The 15848-nt window shown below is 63.7% G+C and carries 13 protein-coding genes; 8 read left to right on the forward strand and 5 right to left on the reverse strand.

Features of this window, described 5'->3' with window-relative positions; translation table 11 throughout:
* The first annotated feature begins 10 nt into the window (after positions 1–10).
* Genes AC1Q7H_RS28825 through AC1Q7H_RS28835 form a run of 3 tightly spaced genes read left to right on the forward strand, consistent with a single transcriptional unit; the run spans position 11 to position 2839 of the window.
* Complete coding sequence (locus AC1Q7H_RS28825; RefSeq protein ID WP_153954935.1) at positions 11–1039, forward strand: ABC transporter ATP-binding protein; 1029 nt, start codon at positions 11–13, stop codon at positions 1037–1039.
* Positions 1036–1983, forward strand: a complete 948-nt coding sequence (locus AC1Q7H_RS28830; protein ID WP_249221233.1) for a carbohydrate ABC transporter permease — start codon at positions 1036–1038, stop codon at positions 1981–1983. The genes AC1Q7H_RS28825 and AC1Q7H_RS28830 overlap by 4 nt, the downstream gene beginning before the upstream one ends.
* Position 1984: 1 nt before the next feature.
* The gene (locus AC1Q7H_RS28835) at positions 1985–2839 is read left to right on the forward strand and encodes a carbohydrate ABC transporter permease (protein ID WP_013955343.1); all 855 of its coding nucleotides are present in this window, start codon (positions 1985–1987) and stop codon (positions 2837–2839) included.
* Positions 2840–2848: 9 nt separating this feature from the next.
* Here the strand turns inward: AC1Q7H_RS28835 and AC1Q7H_RS28840 are convergent, their stop codons facing one another.
* Positions 2849–3043 (reverse strand): DUF2905 domain-containing protein, encoded by a 195-nt coding sequence (locus AC1Q7H_RS28840; RefSeq protein WP_013955344.1) that lies wholly within the window; start codon positions 3041–3043, stop codon positions 2849–2851.
* Positions 3044–3059: 16 nt separating this feature from the next.
* Complete coding sequence (locus AC1Q7H_RS28845; RefSeq protein ID WP_153954936.1) at positions 3060–4247, reverse strand: class I SAM-dependent methyltransferase; 1188 nt, start codon at positions 4245–4247, stop codon at positions 3060–3062.
* Positions 4248–4262: 15 nt separating this feature from the next.
* Between AC1Q7H_RS28845 and AC1Q7H_RS28850 the strand changes: the two genes are divergently transcribed.
* From AC1Q7H_RS28850 to ttcA, 3 genes are all read left to right on the forward strand, one after another.
* Complete coding sequence (locus tag AC1Q7H_RS28850; RefSeq protein WP_153954937.1) at positions 4263–5117, forward strand: SDR family oxidoreductase; 855 nt, start codon at positions 4263–4265, stop codon at positions 5115–5117.
* Between the two features lie 86 nt (positions 5118–5203).
* The gene (locus AC1Q7H_RS28855) at positions 5204–5605 is read left to right on the forward strand and encodes a dihydroneopterin aldolase (RefSeq protein ID WP_011614433.1); all 402 of its coding nucleotides are present in this window, start codon (positions 5204–5206) and stop codon (positions 5603–5605) included.
* A 109-nt stretch (positions 5606–5714) separates the two neighbouring features.
* The gene (gene ttcA, locus AC1Q7H_RS28860) at positions 5715–6659 is read left to right on the forward strand and encodes a tRNA 2-thiocytidine(32) synthetase TtcA (protein WP_013955347.1); all 945 of its coding nucleotides are present in this window, start codon (positions 5715–5717) and stop codon (positions 6657–6659) included.
* Between the two features lie 72 nt (positions 6660–6731).
* On the opposite strand, the gene AC1Q7H_RS28865 is transcribed toward ttcA, so the two are convergent.
* On the reverse strand, positions 6732–7559 hold the full coding sequence (locus AC1Q7H_RS28865; protein WP_153954938.1) for a DUF6279 family lipoprotein: 828 nt from the start codon (positions 7557–7559) through the stop codon (positions 6732–6734).
* A 290-nt stretch (positions 7560–7849) separates the two neighbouring features.
* On the opposite strand from AC1Q7H_RS28865, the gene glmU reads away from it, so the two are divergent.
* The gene (gene glmU / locus AC1Q7H_RS28870; protein WP_013955349.1) at positions 7850–9214 is read left to right on the forward strand and encodes a bifunctional UDP-N-acetylglucosamine diphosphorylase/glucosamine-1-phosphate N-acetyltransferase GlmU; all 1365 of its coding nucleotides are present in this window, start codon (positions 7850–7852) and stop codon (positions 9212–9214) included.
* A gap of 117 nt (positions 9215–9331) precedes the next feature.
* Positions 9332–11170 (forward strand): glutamine--fructose-6-phosphate transaminase (isomerizing), encoded by a 1839-nt coding sequence (glmS, locus tag AC1Q7H_RS28875; RefSeq protein ID WP_153954939.1) that lies wholly within the window; start codon positions 9332–9334, stop codon positions 11168–11170.
* Positions 11171–11549: 379 nt separating this feature from the next.
* Here the strand turns inward: glmS and AC1Q7H_RS28880 are convergent, their stop codons facing one another.
* A complete protein-coding gene (locus AC1Q7H_RS28880) occupies positions 11550–15059 on the reverse strand; it encodes a DEAD/DEAH box helicase (RefSeq protein ID WP_492382032.1) in 3510 nt (1169 codons plus the stop codon).
* Positions 15059–15823 (reverse strand): Hachiman antiphage defense system protein HamA, encoded by a 765-nt coding sequence (locus AC1Q7H_RS28885; protein ID WP_492382033.1) that lies wholly within the window; start codon positions 15821–15823, stop codon positions 15059–15061. Before AC1Q7H_RS28885 ends, AC1Q7H_RS28880 begins: the two co-directional genes overlap by 1 nt.
* Positions 15824–15848: the final 25 nt, after the last annotated feature.

Genomic DNA, 15848 nt, shown 5'->3' on the forward strand with positions numbered 1-15848 from the left:
GCGGCAGGATATGGCTTCAGTAGAGGTTCGCTCGCTCACCAAGCATTTCGACGGTGCCAACGCGGTCGATAACGTCGACCTTGGCGCCCGTGATGCCGAGTTCCTGGTGCTGCTGGGGCCGTCCGGTTCCGGCAAGACCACGCTGCTGCGCCTGATTGCCGGGCTCGAGACGCCCAGCCACGGCGATATCCTGGTGGACGGCCGCGTCGTCACGGCGCTGCCGCCCAGGCTGCGCAACATGGCGATGGTGTTCCAGAGCTACGCCCTGTACCCGCACCTGAATGTGTTCGACAACATCGCCTTCCCGCTGCGGGCCAGGCACATGTCGCGCGAGGAGGTCGGGCGCAAGGTGGACTGGGCCGCGCAATTGTTCGGCATCGGACATCTGCTGCAGCGCAAGCCGCGCCAGCTGTCCGGCGGCGAGCGCCAGCGGGTGGCGCTGGCGCGCGCGGTGGTGCGCGAGCCGGTGGCGTTCCTGCTCGACGAGCCCTTGTCCAATCTCGACGCCAAGCTGCGGACCTCGGCGCGCGACGAGCTGCAGCGCTTCCAGCGCCGGCTCGCCATCACCACTGTCTACGTCACGCATGACCAGATCGAGGCGCTGGGCCTGGGCGACCGCATCGCCATCCTCGACCACGGCAGGATTCACCAGATCGGCACGCCGCAGGAGGTCTATGAACGTCCCGCCGATCTCTTTGTCGCCACCTTTATCGGCTCGCCGCCGATGAACCTGATCGAGGCCGACGGGGTTGTGACCGGGTTCCGGCCCGAGCATTTCCTGCCGCGCGAAGCCTATCCCGCGGCGGATGCGCTGCGCGCCTTTGCCATGGACGTGACGCGCATCGAGAACCTGGGCTCGGACCGCCTGGTGTACGGCAAGCTGGAAGCGCCGCTGCCGCCGGCCAGCGTGGTCTCGCGCATTCCCTGCACGGTGACGGTCCCGATCGAGCCCGGCGCCGGTCACCGCTTCGTGGTGCGCGAACGCGACCTGCGCCGCTTCGATGCGAAATCCGGGGCCAGCCTGGGGGCCGCGCCGTGAAGCCGCTGCATATCGCCACCGGGCAGCCCGCGCAGGACCAGGCGCGCCAGCCCGCGCAGCGCCTGGCCGACGACGACCGCTGGCTCGGCCGCGCCATGCTGGCCCCGGCGGTGATCTACATCGCGCTGCTGGTCGGCTTTCCGTTCATGCTGTCGATCTACTACAGCCTCTCCGATGCCACGGTGGGCAGCCAGGTGCTGCACTTCGTCGGCCTGGAGAACTTCCGGCGCGTGCTGGAAAGCAATACGTTCTGGCGTTCGCTGCGCAACGCGCTGGTCTTCACGCTGGTGTCGCAGGTGCTGGTGGTGGTGCTGGCCAAGATGCTGGCAATGGCCCTGTACCAGGAATTCCGCGGCAAATGGCTGGTGCGCCTGCTGATCCTGCTGCCGTGGGTGGCGCCGATCTCGCTCGGCACCATCGGCTGGCTGTGGATCTTCGATCCGGTCTACAGCATCATCAACTGGACCCTGGCCGCCGTCGGCGTGCTGGGGCCGCGCAACTGGCCGGTGTGGCTGGGCCAGCCGGAGCTGGCGATGGCCTCGGTCATCGTGGTGGATGTCTGGCGCCTGCTGCCGCTGGCCACGGTGATCATCCTCGCCGGCCTGAGCGGCATCCCGCAGGACATCCACGACGCCGCCGCCATGGATGGCGCCGGCTTCTGGCGGCACCTGTTCCTCATTAACCTTCCGCTGGTGATGCCCATCATGCTGGTGGCGCTCCTGTTCGGCATCGTCTTCACCTTCACCGACATGATCATCATCTACGTGCTGACCCGCGGCGGGCCGTACGACACCACCCAGGTGTTGGCCAGCCTGGCCTTCTTCACCGGCATCCAGGGCGGTGACCTGGCGGAAGGGGCCGCCATCTCGCTGTTCCTGTTCCCGGTGCTGGTGGCGGTCGTGATTGTGCTGCTGACCGTGGCGCGCCGCGCGGAGGTGACCTGAAATGCGCGCCGCTGCCATCACTTACCGGCGCTGGGCTGCGCGCGGTGCCCACTTCGGCCTGCTTGCCGCCTTCGTGGCGTTCTGCGCGTTTCCCTTCTACTGGATGCTGATCACGACCTTCAAGGATGTGCACGACCTGATCAACACCGCCAACAACCCGTTCCTGTTCAACCTGCCGCCGACGATGGAGAATCTGCGGATCCTGTTCGGCGAGACCCGCTATCTGCGCTGGGTGCTCAATACCCTGGTCGTGGCAGTGGGCGTGGTGCTGATCACGCTGCTGCTGGCCGTGCCCGCTGGCTACAGCCTGGCCCGGCTGTCGGGCCGCTGGGGCCGGCAGTGGGCCATCGGCATTTTCCTGACCTACCTGATTCCGCCAACCATCCTGTTCATCCCGTTCTCGCGCATCATCGGCTCACTCGGACTGCAGGATTCGCTCTGGTCGCTGGTGCTGGTGTATCCCAGCTTCACGGTGCCGTTCTGCAGCTGGCTGATGATGGGGTTCTTCAAGGCGGTGCCGCGCGACATCGAGGAAGCCGCGATGATGGACGGCCTGAGCCGCTTCGGCGCGTTCCTGAAGGTGGTGGTGCCGCTGTCGTCGAGCGGGATACTGACCGTGGTTATCTTCAGCGCGACGCTGGCGATGCAGGAGTTCGTCTATGCGCTGACCTTTATCACCAGTTCGTCGCAGTACACGGTGAGCGTCGGCGTGCCGACCTTCCTGGTGCGGGGCGATGTCTATTTCTGGGGTTCGCTGATGGGCGCCTGCCTGATCGTCAGCGTGCCGGTGGCTGCGCTCTACAACAGTTTCCTTGATCGCTTCGTCGCCGGGTTTACCGTCGGCGCGATCAAGTGATCAGGTGGGCTAAAGCAGCTTGCCGATCACCAGCGCCACCATCGACAGCAGGATTGTCGAAGCAAACGGCAGTACAAACTCACGCCCGAACAGCCGGAAGCGCACGTCTCCCGGCAGCCGTCCCAGCCCGACCTTCTGCAGCCAGGGCAGCGCCGCGGACAGGATGATCACGCTCAGGAAAATCGTCAGGGTCCAGCGCAGCATGGGGGCTCCGGTGCCGTTACAGGGTATGGCAGCGGTCGCCGCGGGCAAAGCCGTCCATCGGTTCGCTGTCGTCCAGGGCGCGCGTGAGCGCGATCACCTTGAACAGCTCGCCCATCTCGGCTTCTGACAACAGCTTCTGCACCGCATTGGCCTGCGGCAGGAAAGCGCGCGCGTCGGACGGGTCCAGCGCCATCAGCAGCTCGGTGATGCCTGCATTCATCAGGAAGCGCGCCTGCGAGGCAAAGCCCGCCACGGTCAGTCCAGCATCCACCGCGGCGAGCGCAATGCCGCTGAAATTCACGTGGGCGGTGATGTCCTGCAGGCCCGGGTACAGGAACGGGTCCGGGTGCGCATGATGGCGATAGTGGCACATCAGCGTGCCGCCGGCGCGCTGCGGGTGGTAGTACTCGCCCGCCGGGAAGCCGTAGTCGATAAAGAAGGCTGCGCCGCGCGCCAACATGGCGCCGACCGCGCGGGTAAAGCCCTCGGCTTCGGCATGGGTCTCGGTGACGAGCTCGTGGTCGCCGGGGATGTCGCGCAGGGCCTCGGGCACGTCGGCATCGGCCAGCGGGCGGTCCTCGAAGCGGAAGGCGGATGTGGCATCGTCGCCGCGCACTACGCCGCGCTCATGCCAGCGGCCGCCGCTACGTGCGTAGAGTTGTACCGGCATCGCATCGAGCACTTCATTGCCGACGATCACGCCTTCAAAGCTGGCAGGCAGCGTATCGAGCCAGGTGACGCGGTCCGCCAGGTGCGGCGCGCGCTGCGCCAGCGTGGCCTGCTGGCGCGCGCGCAGCTCGCCCGACAGTTCGACGATGGCGTAGGTGTCCGGCAACTGGCCTTCCTGCTCCAGCCCCAGCAGCAGGTCCGCCGCCAGCCGGCCGGTGCCGGCGCCGAATTCCAGCATGCGCGGCAATCCCTGCGCCAGCAGCGGCGCGAACTGGCGCGCCAGCGTACGCGCGAAAAAGGGGCTCAGCTCCGGGGCGGTGATGAAGTCGCTGCCGTCGCGGGCATCGCGCCCGAACTTGGCCGAACCGCCGCTGTAATAGCCCAGGCCGGGCGCGTACAACGCCAGCGCCATATAGCGGTCAAAACCGATCCAGCCGCCGGCCGCGTCGATGGATTCGCCAATGCGGGCCGTAAGGGTATCGGACGCGGCCTGCGCGTCGGCGGGGGGAAGGGGTAAACTAGCGGCTTTCTGCATCCTGCGATTGTAGCAATGCCCGCATCCAAGACTCCTGCCAGCCAGACCGGTGACCAGACCCATAGCCAGACTGGTAGCCAGCGCGCCACCGCCCGCGGCGTGGCGCTGGTGACCGGCGGCGCGCGCCGCCTGGGCCGCGCCATCGCGCTTGAACTGGCGGCGCAGGGCTGGGACGTGGCCGTGCACTGCCATCGCTCGGTGGACGAGGCCGAAGCCCTGGCCGCGCAGATCCGCGCGCTGGGCCGCCGTGCCGCGGTGCTGCGCGCCGACCTGGCCGACGAAGCCGCCACCGGCCGCCTGGTGGCGGACTGCACCGCCGCGCTGGGCGTGCCCACTTGCCTGGTCAACAACGCTTCGCTGTTCCAGTACGATGTGGCGACCAGCTTCTCATATGCGTCGCTGGATACGCATATGCGCACCAACGTGGCGGCGCCGCTGCTGCTCGCGCGCGAACTGCACAAGGCGCTGGGCGCCGCTGCCGGCAACGACAAGGCCATCGAGCCGCGCGGCGTGGTGATCAACCTGCTGGACCAGAAGCTGGACAACCTGAACCCGGACTTCCTGTCATACACGCTGTCCAAGGCCGCGCTGCAGACCGCCACGGTGCAGCTGGCCCAAGCGCTGGCGCCGCGCCTGCGCGTGGTGGGCGTGGCCCCCGGCATCACGCTGGTGTCGGGCGAGCAGTCCGAGCAGAGCTTCCGCCGCGCACATCGCGTGACGCCGCTGGGCCAGTCGTCCACGCCCGAGGATATCGCCCAGGCGGTGGCCTACCTGGCGCAGGCGCGCGCCGTGACGGGCACCACGCTGTACGTGGACGGCGGCCAGCACCTGATGCCGCTGGCGCGCGACGTGATGTTCCTGACCGAGTAAGCTGGAAGCCAGCAACCGAATACCGTAGTGCCTGATGTGCCGCGTCCGCCGGGCGCGGCTTCCTTTTTCCCCTCAGCAGCCCGCTCATGACCATGCTCGCCGCCCTTTCCCACCCCAGCCTGCAAGACTGCCGACGCATGTTCCTGCGCAACTACGAAGTGCAGATCAATATCGGCGTGCACGAATTCGAGAAGAAGGGCGAGCAGCGGGTGCTGATCAATATCGACCTGTTCGTGCCGCTGGCGCAGAGCACCCCGCAGGCCGACAAGCTCGATGAAGTGGTCGACTACGACTTCATGCGTAACACCGTGGCCGAGCGCATGGCGCAGGGCCACGTGCACTTGCAGGAAACCTTGTGCGACGACGTCGCGCGCGCGATGCTGAAGCATCCCAAGGTGCGCGCGGTGCGCGTCTCGACCGAGAAGCCCGACGTCTACCCGGACTGCGATTCGGTCGGGGTCGAGGTCTTCCATATCAAGCAGGCCTGAGCCGCGGTTCCACTGGCGCCAGCACCGTGCGGGCGCCTAAAGTAAAATGTTGCCCCTTCGCGCCGCGCCGGCCATTCCATCCGGCGGGCGCCACGCAACAGGATGCTCCATGAGCCACTCGAACAACTTCTACCGCCTCGAGACGAGGCTGCAATCGCAAACCGGCAAGGCCATCGGTGACTTCGGCATGATCGAGGACGGCGATACCGTGCTGGTCTGCATGAGTGGCGGCAAGGACTCGTACACTATGCTGTCTGTCCTGATGGCGCTGCAGAAGCGCGCGCCGATCCAGTTCAAGCTGATCGCGATGAACCTGGACCAGAAGCAGCCCGGCTTCCCGGAACACATCCTGCCGGAGTACCTGAAATCGGTCGGCGTGGAATATGTGATCGTCGAGGCGGATACCTACTCGATCGTCAAGGAGAAGGTGCCCGAGGGCAAGACCACCTGCTCGCTGTGCTCGCGCCTGCGCCGCGGCGTGATCTACCGTACCGCCAAGGAGCTGGGCGCCAACAAGATCGCGCTGGGCCACCACCGCGACGACATCGTCCAGACCTTCTTCCTGAACATGTTCTTCGGCGGCAAGATGAAGGCGATGCCGCCCAAGCTGTCGACCGACGATGGCCAGCACATCGTGATCCGCCCGCTGGCGTACTGCTCGGAGAAGGACATCGCGTCGTACGCGCGTGCCATGGAATTCCCGATCATCCCGTGCAACCTGTGCGGCTCGCAGGAAAACCTGCAGCGCAAGAAGGTCAGCGAGATGCTGCAGGACTGGGAGCGCCAGAACCCGGGCCGTATCGACAATATCTTCTCGGCGCTGCGCAACGTGGTGCCGTCGCACTTGGCCGATACCGACCTGTTCCCGTTCACCGGGCTGGCCACTGGGCTGGCCAAGGTGGATGAAGCGTCACTGTTCGGCGAAACCACTTTCCAGCAGCAGCCGCTGATGTTTGCCGGCAACGTGGAAGAGAACCGGATGGAGTTCGTGCGCTTCGAGCGCCCGCCCGCGGCTGCCGCGGCACCGGCGGCTGAGCAGGCCGGCACGCAGTAAGACTGCCCCGCCTGTTTTCTCCCTCTTCCGCAAGCGGGAGAGGGAGAAAACAATCGGCATTTTTCAATTGCCCTAATTCGCAGCCGCCGCCCGCACCGGGGCGTTTGCCTTATCGCGCATCAATGCATGCGTGTCGTCGATCCATTTCTGGAACCGGTCTTGCGCATGCGCCTTCTGCTGCGGCGTGGTCATGTTGGCGATGGCCACGGTCAGCGCGATGCCTGCGTTGTCACTGGCTTCATGGCTGGCGGCAAGCCTGGCTGGCGGGTTCTGCCAGTATTCGCGGAAGCGGTGCAGCACGTCTATCACCTGTGCCTTGGGTGGCTGCGTGGCCTGCACGTAGCGCACCATCTTGAGCCATTCCTGCTGCCGGGCGACGCGCTCGGCGTAGCGCGCCTCGGCATTCTGCGCCACCGGGCCTATCCTGGCGCGGATGGCCTTTTCCTGATCGCTGGAGAAGTTGCCGTAGACCAGCCGCGCGTACTCCATCACCTTGTCATAGCGCGCTTCCTCGCGCTCGGCAGGGTTGGGATTCAGGAATTTCTTGCGGTACTTGGCATTGCCCTCGCCAAATTTCTTCTCCATGCGGCCGATCTGCTCAGGCGTCAGCGTCAGCAACAGGTCGGCGAGGTCGGGCATCGCTTGTTCGAAGGACTTGCGCGCCAGTTGCTGCGAGGCGTCCTGGAAGTGCTCGACCGTGGCCGGTGTCACCGGTTGGCGCACCTCGGCCTTGGCCTGTTGCAGCAAGGTGGCGATTTCCGGCAATTGCGCCTTGCGATGCCAGGCAAAAAAGCGCGCAATGGCCTCGCGCGTGAGCGGCTCCTGGGCTGTGGTGACATCGACGTAGTTGTCGATCCACCAGTACGCCAGGTGGTCACCCTGCTGGTATCCCAGCTTCATGGCGCTGCAGGCGCACAAGGCCGCTGCGCCCAGAATCGCGAAAATCCGCCGGGCCCAGCAATTGTGAAATTCAGAAACGGCGGCCCGATGCGCAGAAACCGCCATGTTAAAATCGGCGCGCATTGATGCCGGCCTGCCCAGGTGGCCGCCAGCCAAGTCCTGGCAAGGGTTTGCGGGGTTATGCGCAGGCCTGGCCGCACGTTTTCGCCAAACCTGGCGGCGCAGTCCGCCAAACACCCGGCTGGCGTTTTCAAGAATATTTTCGGACACACTCACTTAGGGGTCTCCTTGTGAATATCGTCATTCTCGCCGCGGGCATGGGCAAGCGGATGTATTCCGATTTGCCCAAGGTACTGCACCCGGTAGCCGGGCGGCCCATGCTCGCGCATGTCCTGGACACGGCCCGTGCGCTGTCGCCGTCGCGGCTGGTGGTCGTGGTCGGCCACGGTGCCGGGCGCGTGCGCGAGGCCGTTGCCGCCGACGATGTCGCCTTTGCCGAACAGCCCCAGCAGCTTGGCACGGGCCATGCGGTGATGCAGGCACTTCCCTTGTTGGACGACAGCCAGCCCACGTTGGTTCTGTATGGTGACGTGCCGCTCACCAGCGCTGCCACGCTCCAGGCACTCGTAGCCGAAGCCGGCACGCAGCGCTTTGGCGTGCTGACCGTGGAAATGCCCGACCCGACCGGCTATGGCCGCATTGTGCGCGATGCCGCGGGCAGCATCGTCCGCATCGTCGAGCAGAAGGACGCCAGCGACGCCGAGAAGGCGATCCGCGAGATCAACACTGGCATTATCGTGTGCCCCACCGGCCACCTGCGCAAGTGGCTGTCGACGCTGCGCAACGATAATGCCCAGGGCGAGTACTACCTGACCGACACGGTCGAGCGCGCCGTGGCCGATGGCGTGGAGACCGTCTCGGCCCAGCCGGCGGCGATCTGGGAGACGCTCGGCGTCAACAGCAAGCTGCAGCTGGCCGAGGTCGAGCGCATCCACCAGGGCAACCAGGCCCGGCGCCTGCTGGAAGCCGGCGTGACGCTGCTGGATCCGGCCCGCATCGACGTGCGCGGCGAACTGAGCTGCGGGCGCGACGTTACCATCGACGTGGGCTGCGTATTCGAAGGGCGCGTGCACCTGGAAGACGGTGTGCGCATCGGCGCCCATTGCGTGATCCGCAACAGCACCGTCGGCGCCGGCGCCCAGGTGCACCCGTTCTGCCATATCGACGAGGCCAGGGTTGGCCCCGCCGGCCGCATCGGGCCGTACGCGCGGCTGCGCCCTGGCACCGAGCTGGGCGAGGACGTGCATATCGGCAACTTTGTCGAGGTCAAGAACGCCCAGGTAGCCGCGCACAGCAAGGCCAACCACCTGGCTTATGTGGGCGATGCCACGGTGGGGTCGCGCGTCAATATTGGCGCGGGTACCATCACCTGCAACTATGACGGGGTGAACAAGCACCGCACGGTGATCGAGGACGATGTCTTTATCGGCTCCGACACCCAGCTGGTGGCCCCGGTGACGGTGCGCCGCGGCGCCACGCTGGGTGCCGGCACCACGCTGACCAAGGAGGCGCCCGCCGACAAGCTGACGCTGTCGCGGGCCAAGCAGCTGACCATCGACGCCTGGCAGCGCCCGGTCAAGCAGCCGAAGAAGTAAGCGTCAGAGGGCCGTCCGCGGGCGGCCAGGGCACGCGCCGCCTCGGTGAGGCGGCGCCACAGGATTCATACCGGCGCCTGAGGTCTACGGGCAGGCGCCAGCAAACGGGGGTTCAGCATGTGTGGCATCGTCGGCGCGGTTTCCACGCGCAATATCGTTCCGGTCCTGATCGAAGGGTTGCGCCGCCTGGAGTATCGCGGCTATGACTCGTGCGGCGTCGCCGTCGTGCGCGACGATGCGGTCGAGCGCGCGCGCACCGTGTCGCGCGTGGCCGACCTGGACGCGCAGACGCAGGCTTCCGGCCTGTCCGGCTTCACCGGCGTTGCGCATACGCGCTGGGCCACGCATGGCAAGCCCGATACCGTCAACGCCCACCCGCACCTGTCGGGCGAGACCATCGCGCTGGTGCACAACGGCATCATCGAGAACTACGAGCCGTTGCGCGAAGAACTGCGCGCGGTCGGCTACGGCTTTGAATCGCAGACCGATACCGAGGTGGTCGCCCACCTGATCCACCAGGCCTACACCTATCCCAGCAGTGCCACGCGCGGCGACCTGTTCGCCTCGGTGCGCGCGGTGACCAAGCGCCTGCACGGCGCCTACGCCATCGCCGTGTTCGCCAAGGACCAGCCCGGCCGCGTGGTCGGCGCGCGCGCCGGTTCGCCGCTGGTGGTGGCGCTGGGCGAGAACGAGGCCTTCCTGGCCTCCGACGCGCTGGCCGTGGCCGGCACCGCCAACCGCATCATCTACCTGGAAGAGGGCGATGTGGTCGAGATCACGCTGGACGGCGTGACCATCCACGACGTCGACGACCACCCGGTCGAGCGCGAGGCGCGCGTGGTCGAAGCGCACGCCGCATCGGTGGAACTGGGCCCGTACCGCCACTTCATGCAGAAGGAGATCTTCGAGCAGCCGCGCGCGCTGGGCGACACGCTGGAAGGCATTGAAAGCATTTCGCCGGAGCTGTTCGGCAGCGGCGCCACCGAGGTCTTTGCCGGCATCGACAGCGTGCTGATCCTGGCCTGCGGCACCAGCTACTACTCCGGCTGCACCGCCAAATACTGGCTGGAGAGCATTGCCAAGATCCCGACCCAGGTCGAGGTCGCCAGCGAATACCGCTACCGCGAAACCGTGCCCAACCCGCGCGCGCTGGTGGTGGTGATCTCGCAGTCCGGCGAGACCGCCGACACCATGGCCGCGCTGCGCCATGCGCGCGCGCTTGGCCACGTGCACACGCTGGCGGTCTGCAATGTGGCCACCAGCGCCATGGTGCGCGAGACCGAGCTGCGCTTCCTGACGCGCGCCGGCACCGAGATCGGCGTGGCCTCGACCAAGGCCTTCACCACGCAGCTGGCCGCGCTCTACATGATGACGCTGGCGCTGGCCAAGGTGCGCGGCCTGCTGACCGAAGACGCCGAGGCCAAGGCCCTGACCAACCTGCGCCACCTGCCCGTCGCGCTGCATGGCGTGCTGGCGCTGGAGCCGCAGATCATCGCCTGGTCGGAAGACTTCGCGCGCCGCGAGAACGCACTGTTCCTCGGCCGCGGCCTGCATTACCCGATCGCGCTGGAAGGCGCGCTCAAGCTCAAGGAAATCTCCTATATCCACGCCGAGGCCTACCCGGCGGGCGAACTGAAGCACGGCCCGCTGGCACTGGTCACCGAAGCCATGCCGGTAGTCACCGTCGCCCCCAACGACGCACTGCTGGAAAAGCTCAAGTCCAACATCCAAGAAGTGCGCGCCCGCGGTGGCCGCCTGTACGTGTTTGCCGACAGCGACACCCAGATCCAGTCGTCCGACGGCATCCAGGTGATCCGCCTGCCAGAGCACTACGGCGATCTCTCGCCGATCCTGCATGTTGTGCCGCTGCAGCTGCTGGCCTACCACACGGCCTGCGCCCGCGGCACCGACGTGGACAAGCCGCGTAACCTGGCGAAGTCGGTAACGGTGGAGTAAGGCACTCCTACCATCGTCAGATGGTGTTGACGGGAAATGAAAGCGTTTCAAAGGGACGGGGTCTGTGCCGGTCATAAGCCGCGCAAGGCCTTGCCCTATAAGGAATGAAACGCTTCCTGTGATGCTCCGTGAGGGTTCGCAGCGATAGAGCTTTCACCCCTTCGAAGAGACACTTTTTCCATGAGAGTGCTATCAGCAAATGAGGGGCCCCGCTTGTCGGGGCCCTGTTACTTTGCGTTCAACGCTCTCTCGAACCCAAAATTCAAAGCAGCTGCGAGGCTACGGTCAAGCTTTACTTGGCCCTCGTACGGAGGGGCGAGTGGCGGACGCTTGATGCTTGAATCGCGGGTAGTTTGCCTAATACCCGGGAATCAGTCGCTTAATGCTGAAGTGCTGGGTGGTCCGGCCCGAGGTACTCAAACCGAACTTTGTCTGACTCGCCAGTTGCAGTCGCACAGCTAAACCCAATGGCCGCAGGATTCGGGGTCCAGCCCATTGTGCCAACCTCCTGGAAGTCTGCGGTATATATGGAACGCTCCTTTCCGGGACCACCCCCAAGTCTCAGTGGAGTTCCAGGAGGCATTGGAACGTCAATCCATGACACAGGCCCCTCATATGTGACGGCCGACCATGGCTTCGTTGACCGAGTGATGTTTGGCTCAATGAAGGCAAGCCAAAGCTCATGGGAATCCGGGGTCGGCCAAGCCGGGTTTGACGATAGTGCTTTAATTTCATCGGAATTTAGCCAAGACATCATTCCGAACAAGGAGTCGAACGACGCGCCGGTCGACTCCACTGCGTGAATCGCAGCAAGTCTCGACGCAAAGCCAGCTTGTATAAGCGTCGTAGCTGGTACCAGTAAGGTGCCAGTCTCCACTGCAGCCACTGCGTGCGCGCGAGGATAATCTGACAGCTTAGGTTCATCCGAGAATATGTCCTCATGCGCTCCTGCACGTACGCGGACTGCCTCCATTGCCCAAGGTAAGTTATAAACGAAGGCATGCTCTATGAGTGCCACTGCCGCCTCGCAATCATCGTCGCCAATGTCGGTGACAGGCCGTCCGAGCAGCCACAGACGAAGGACATGCTCCCAATTTGCAGGGAGCTTATTTGGCCCGAAGGGAGCAATCGTGAAAGCCACCCTTGCAAAGGCAGTGATGGCATCGATAGCGGTCCCGGCGTCGCCAGCACCAATTGCGAAGTTTGCTGTCAAAAGCAATGCCTCAAGCTCTGAAGCCAGGTCATCCAGCTTTTTGCCAGTAGCAAGACCGACCCCGGACAAGAAATACCCGCGGCGCTGCTGCGCGGTGGAGTTTGCCCAAATAAACTTTGCCCTCGCAGTCAGTCCATTAGACAGCGCCTTCTGTGCTCCTTCATTTAGGCGAGCCAGTCTACGATTAAATAGGGATGACGCGAGAACCTCATCGAGCTTCGCCTCGATTTGGTCATCGTCGACTTGAATGTCACCCAGCAAGCTAAAGATGGCTGTATCGAGACTGGCGAGGTGGCCTGCCCACTGGGCGCCAGCCTGGGCACTAGCCTCCTCTGATTCGCCGCTAAGCGCTGGGAATTCCCATGCCCCTTGGCCCGCTACGTATTCAAGAAGTTGCGCGAGGTCATTGGAACCAAGCTTCTTAATCATTCGCCGTAGCAATGAAGCGATGAGTCGGACCAGTCCACTCTCCATTTCGCGACCTTTTTCGCTATCGATGAGGCTGCGCCACGCCGCTCGCCTCTTATAGTGCTCATCGAACATCGGATAGAGGACCAATCCTTCAATGTCGATATAGGCGCGCCCGGCTCGTCCCACCACATTACGAAACTCGGACGCCTCCAGAGTTTTCCGGTCCCGAGTGGTGCCGTGAAAGACCAAGCTTGTGGCGGCAAGGTTGAGTCCTTGGGCAAGAGTTGGCGACGAGACGGTAAGCCTTAGTGTGCCATCACGCAGAAGCCGCTCAATCTCCTTGCGGTATGGGGTTGGCAGCTCGCCATGATGCACGGCGACGCCAAGACGCAGGCACTGGAGAATCTCATGGTCGGCACCAAACCACTCCGCCCCGACCGACAGTGCTGCGGACAGTACTGCCACTGGGTGCTCCAGGACAGACTGGACGTGCCCACGCTTATGCATTTCGATAATGCGCTTGGCGAACGGAAGAACCGACACGCGCAGAGGACAAAATATTAGAACTGTTTGACCATCCTCCATGAGACGCCAGGCAGTGGCGATACACAATTCAGTCTGGTCTGAAGGGAACAGCTTTGTACCTTTACCTTTCGTCGGCTTTTTCCCAACAATAAACTTGGGTACAAATGGGGTCTCATCGCCCACAGTAATGTTGAGCTGCGCGTACTGCCCTGGCGCCTTCCAGTCGACCTCCCCAAACCGCAGCCGTGTCGGCCTCCAGCTGTCCTTGATAAGCCCGTCCACCTTGTCTCCGGTCAACCAGGCTGCGAAGTCATCGAGTTGCTCGCCATCTGGCAATATGGCCGACAAGCAGACGATTCGCCGCGAGGCTGCATCCTCCCGTCGAAGCAATCGCTGTATCTGCGCTTCGTAGCGGACTTCCCGCTCTCCAAGCCCAATCATGTGGCCCTCGTCAAGAACCACGAGGCCGACGTCGTCGAGCAAATCTGGGTCGCTTCTCAACGCGAAATCGAGCTTTTCCGGGGTTGCGACCACGATGTCCCTTGAGCGCAGGGCATCTATGTCGGTGCCACTAGCTCCAATGCTGCCGTAGAGACTTGAAACAGTCTTGCCAAGGGCGGAGAAGGTCCGCCGAAGGCCGACTTCGGTCTGTGCGGATAGGGCGCGAAGTGGCGTCACAAAGACCACGCGCTTGCCGCAGGCCAAGCAGGCCAAGATGCACAGCTCGGCAATTCGGGTTTTGCCTGCACTTGTTGGCAGGGAGAGTACTAGGTTGGCATCGAAGTCCAGCACACGCTTCGTGGCCTGCAACTGAGACGGCCAGAGCTCTATCTCCGCGCGCCTCCGTCGGTACAAGGAAGCAATGAAGAGTTTTCTCAGTTGTTCCCAGTCATTTACCTCGGCGCCGGCGGGACCGATGTGAGGCAGAATTGCATGGAAGCTGGTACTCCAAAGCCCGTCCACTAGGTGGATGGCTAAGCGATGAACCCACCATTGGGCGACCAAGTTGAGCTGCCCTGCAACTCCAAGCCCTTCTTGGAGCCTTCTGCGCGCGCTTACGACCAAGGCTTGCTCCCCCCTCTCTAGGGCCAGCAAAGTCTGTGACATAGCTGCCATGAAGTTGCCTTCAAGGGCCAGCGTCATAGCCTCCAAGACGCTATCTTCACTCTGTTCATCGCCGTCGTCTGCATCGCCCTGCTGCTCGGGCGGAGTAAGGACTTCTATAAGAGCCGCATCGGTGCCGACACCTGACGCAAACCAGGCGGAGACATCCGACGCAAGGCCATCAAGGTCACGGAGCATCAACTTGGCCAGGACACGCTCCACGACAGACAGATTCGACTCCGCAAGGCTATCGTGCAACAGTGAGTAGGCACGGGCAGAGAAGCGCCCAAGGTGATAGGATGCGGCAGCCATTAAGCGGTGAAAGTCGCGCTCAGGGTTGCTGGCCCCCCTTGCTACAACCGCCTCCAGCGCTTCCGCTGCGACCTCGAATGCTTTCCTTGCCAAGCTGCGTTCGCCGTCGAGGTCTATGAATCGCAGCCCGTGCAGAAGCAGCGAGTACCCGAACGACAGCAAATTGTCAGACAGGTCAGGGCTGAAATTGGGGGCGTCCTCGGGCAGAGCGCCGTCTCGCCAAATCATTCCGCGGGATTGCCCCCGCGCCAGCAATCGTTGCCTATATCCAGGTGCAATCGCCGCTTCGATGCTTGCCCGCAGTTCTTCCAGTGTGGAAGCCATTAGTTACCCGCAGCAGCGCTAAAGACAGCCTTGATGAAGGCTTGGTGAGTCTTGACCCGAAGGGCGACGTAGTGCTGTGGCACGACTCCAGTGTAAGTTGCCAGGTTGGCGTGAAGCAAATTGCTTGGGTCGTTGCCGGAGAATGTGAATAGCATGTGGGTCACTTGGGATAACTTGAATCCCTCCTTCAGCAAAACGTCGTCCAGAGCATCCATTAGCGGCTTATCTCCAGTCTCTCCGAGTCGGTCAGCGACGAACCCAACCGCATGCGCCGACGGGAGTTCTCCATCGCCAGAAAGAGCCTTCCGGGCCTCCTCTATGACTGCTGTCGGGAGAGATGCGCGACTCTTGACTTCTGCCTTAAGAACCTTGATGCCTTTCCCATTTGGCCCGAGGCTGAACGCGAGGACATCGTCCCCGCGCATCGCCATGTTTCGGTGGTCTTTCCAGCGTAGGCGCTTGATGCCAAGCTTGAAGGGCGTGCCTTCACGGATATACGCCGTACACAATATCTCCCCCAAGTCACCAGACTTAATGGAGATTGTGGTGGGCAGCTTGTCTGCAACATGCTTTGCAACTGCGGCGCGTCCTAGTCGGGCGAGCAGGCTGGCAATTCGGTCTGGGGACGTGTAGTGGTCGGGAACGGCCTTTGCTACCACCGCGACGGCATGCTCCTCTTTCGCGGCGTCTGCACTTAGCAAGCGCAGCTTGTGGGCTGCGAGTGGAGTCTCCGTTTCTATGCACCATTCATTAAATTGAGTCATCTATCATCCCCAGATGAAGAGGACA

The organism is Cupriavidus sp. GW823-FHT06D04 (assembly GCF_058795055.1).

Bases quoted from the DNA above. Each gene is read 5' to 3' on its own strand.
- AC1Q7H_RS28825 (WP_153954935.1), top strand. From the start codon at position 11: ATGGCTTCAGTAGAGGTTCGCTCGCTCACCAAGCATTTCGACGGTGCC.
- AC1Q7H_RS28850 (WP_153954937.1), top strand. From the start codon at position 4,263: ATGCCCGCATCCAAGACTCCTGCCAGCCAGACCGGTGACCAGACCCAT.
- AC1Q7H_RS28840 (WP_013955344.1), bottom strand. From the start codon at position 3,043: ATGCTGCGCTGGACCCTGACGATTTTCCTGAGCGTGATCATCCTGTCC.
- AC1Q7H_RS28865 (WP_153954938.1), bottom strand. From the start codon at position 7,559: ATGAAGCTGGGATACCAGCAGGGTGACCACCTGGCGTACTGGTGGATC.
- glmS (WP_153954939.1), top strand. From the start codon at position 9,332: ATGTGTGGCATCGTCGGCGCGGTTTCCACGCGCAATATCGTTCCGGTC.
- AC1Q7H_RS28845 (WP_153954936.1), bottom strand. From the start codon at position 4,247: ATGCAGAAAGCCGCTAGTTTACCCCTTCCCCCCGCCGACGCGCAGGCC.
- AC1Q7H_RS28835 (WP_013955343.1), top strand. From the start codon at position 1,985: ATGCGCGCCGCTGCCATCACTTACCGGCGCTGGGCTGCGCGCGGTGCC.
- AC1Q7H_RS28855 (WP_011614433.1), top strand. From the start codon at position 5,204: ATGACCATGCTCGCCGCCCTTTCCCACCCCAGCCTGCAAGACTGCCGA.
- ttcA (WP_013955347.1), top strand. From the start codon at position 5,715: ATGAGCCACTCGAACAACTTCTACCGCCTCGAGACGAGGCTGCAATCG.
- AC1Q7H_RS28880 (WP_492382032.1), bottom strand. From the start codon at position 15,059: ATGGCTTCCACACTGGAAGAACTGCGGGCAAGCATCGAAGCGGCGATT.
- AC1Q7H_RS28885 (WP_492382033.1), bottom strand. From the start codon at position 15,823: ATGACTCAATTTAATGAATGGTGCATAGAAACGGAGACTCCACTCGCA.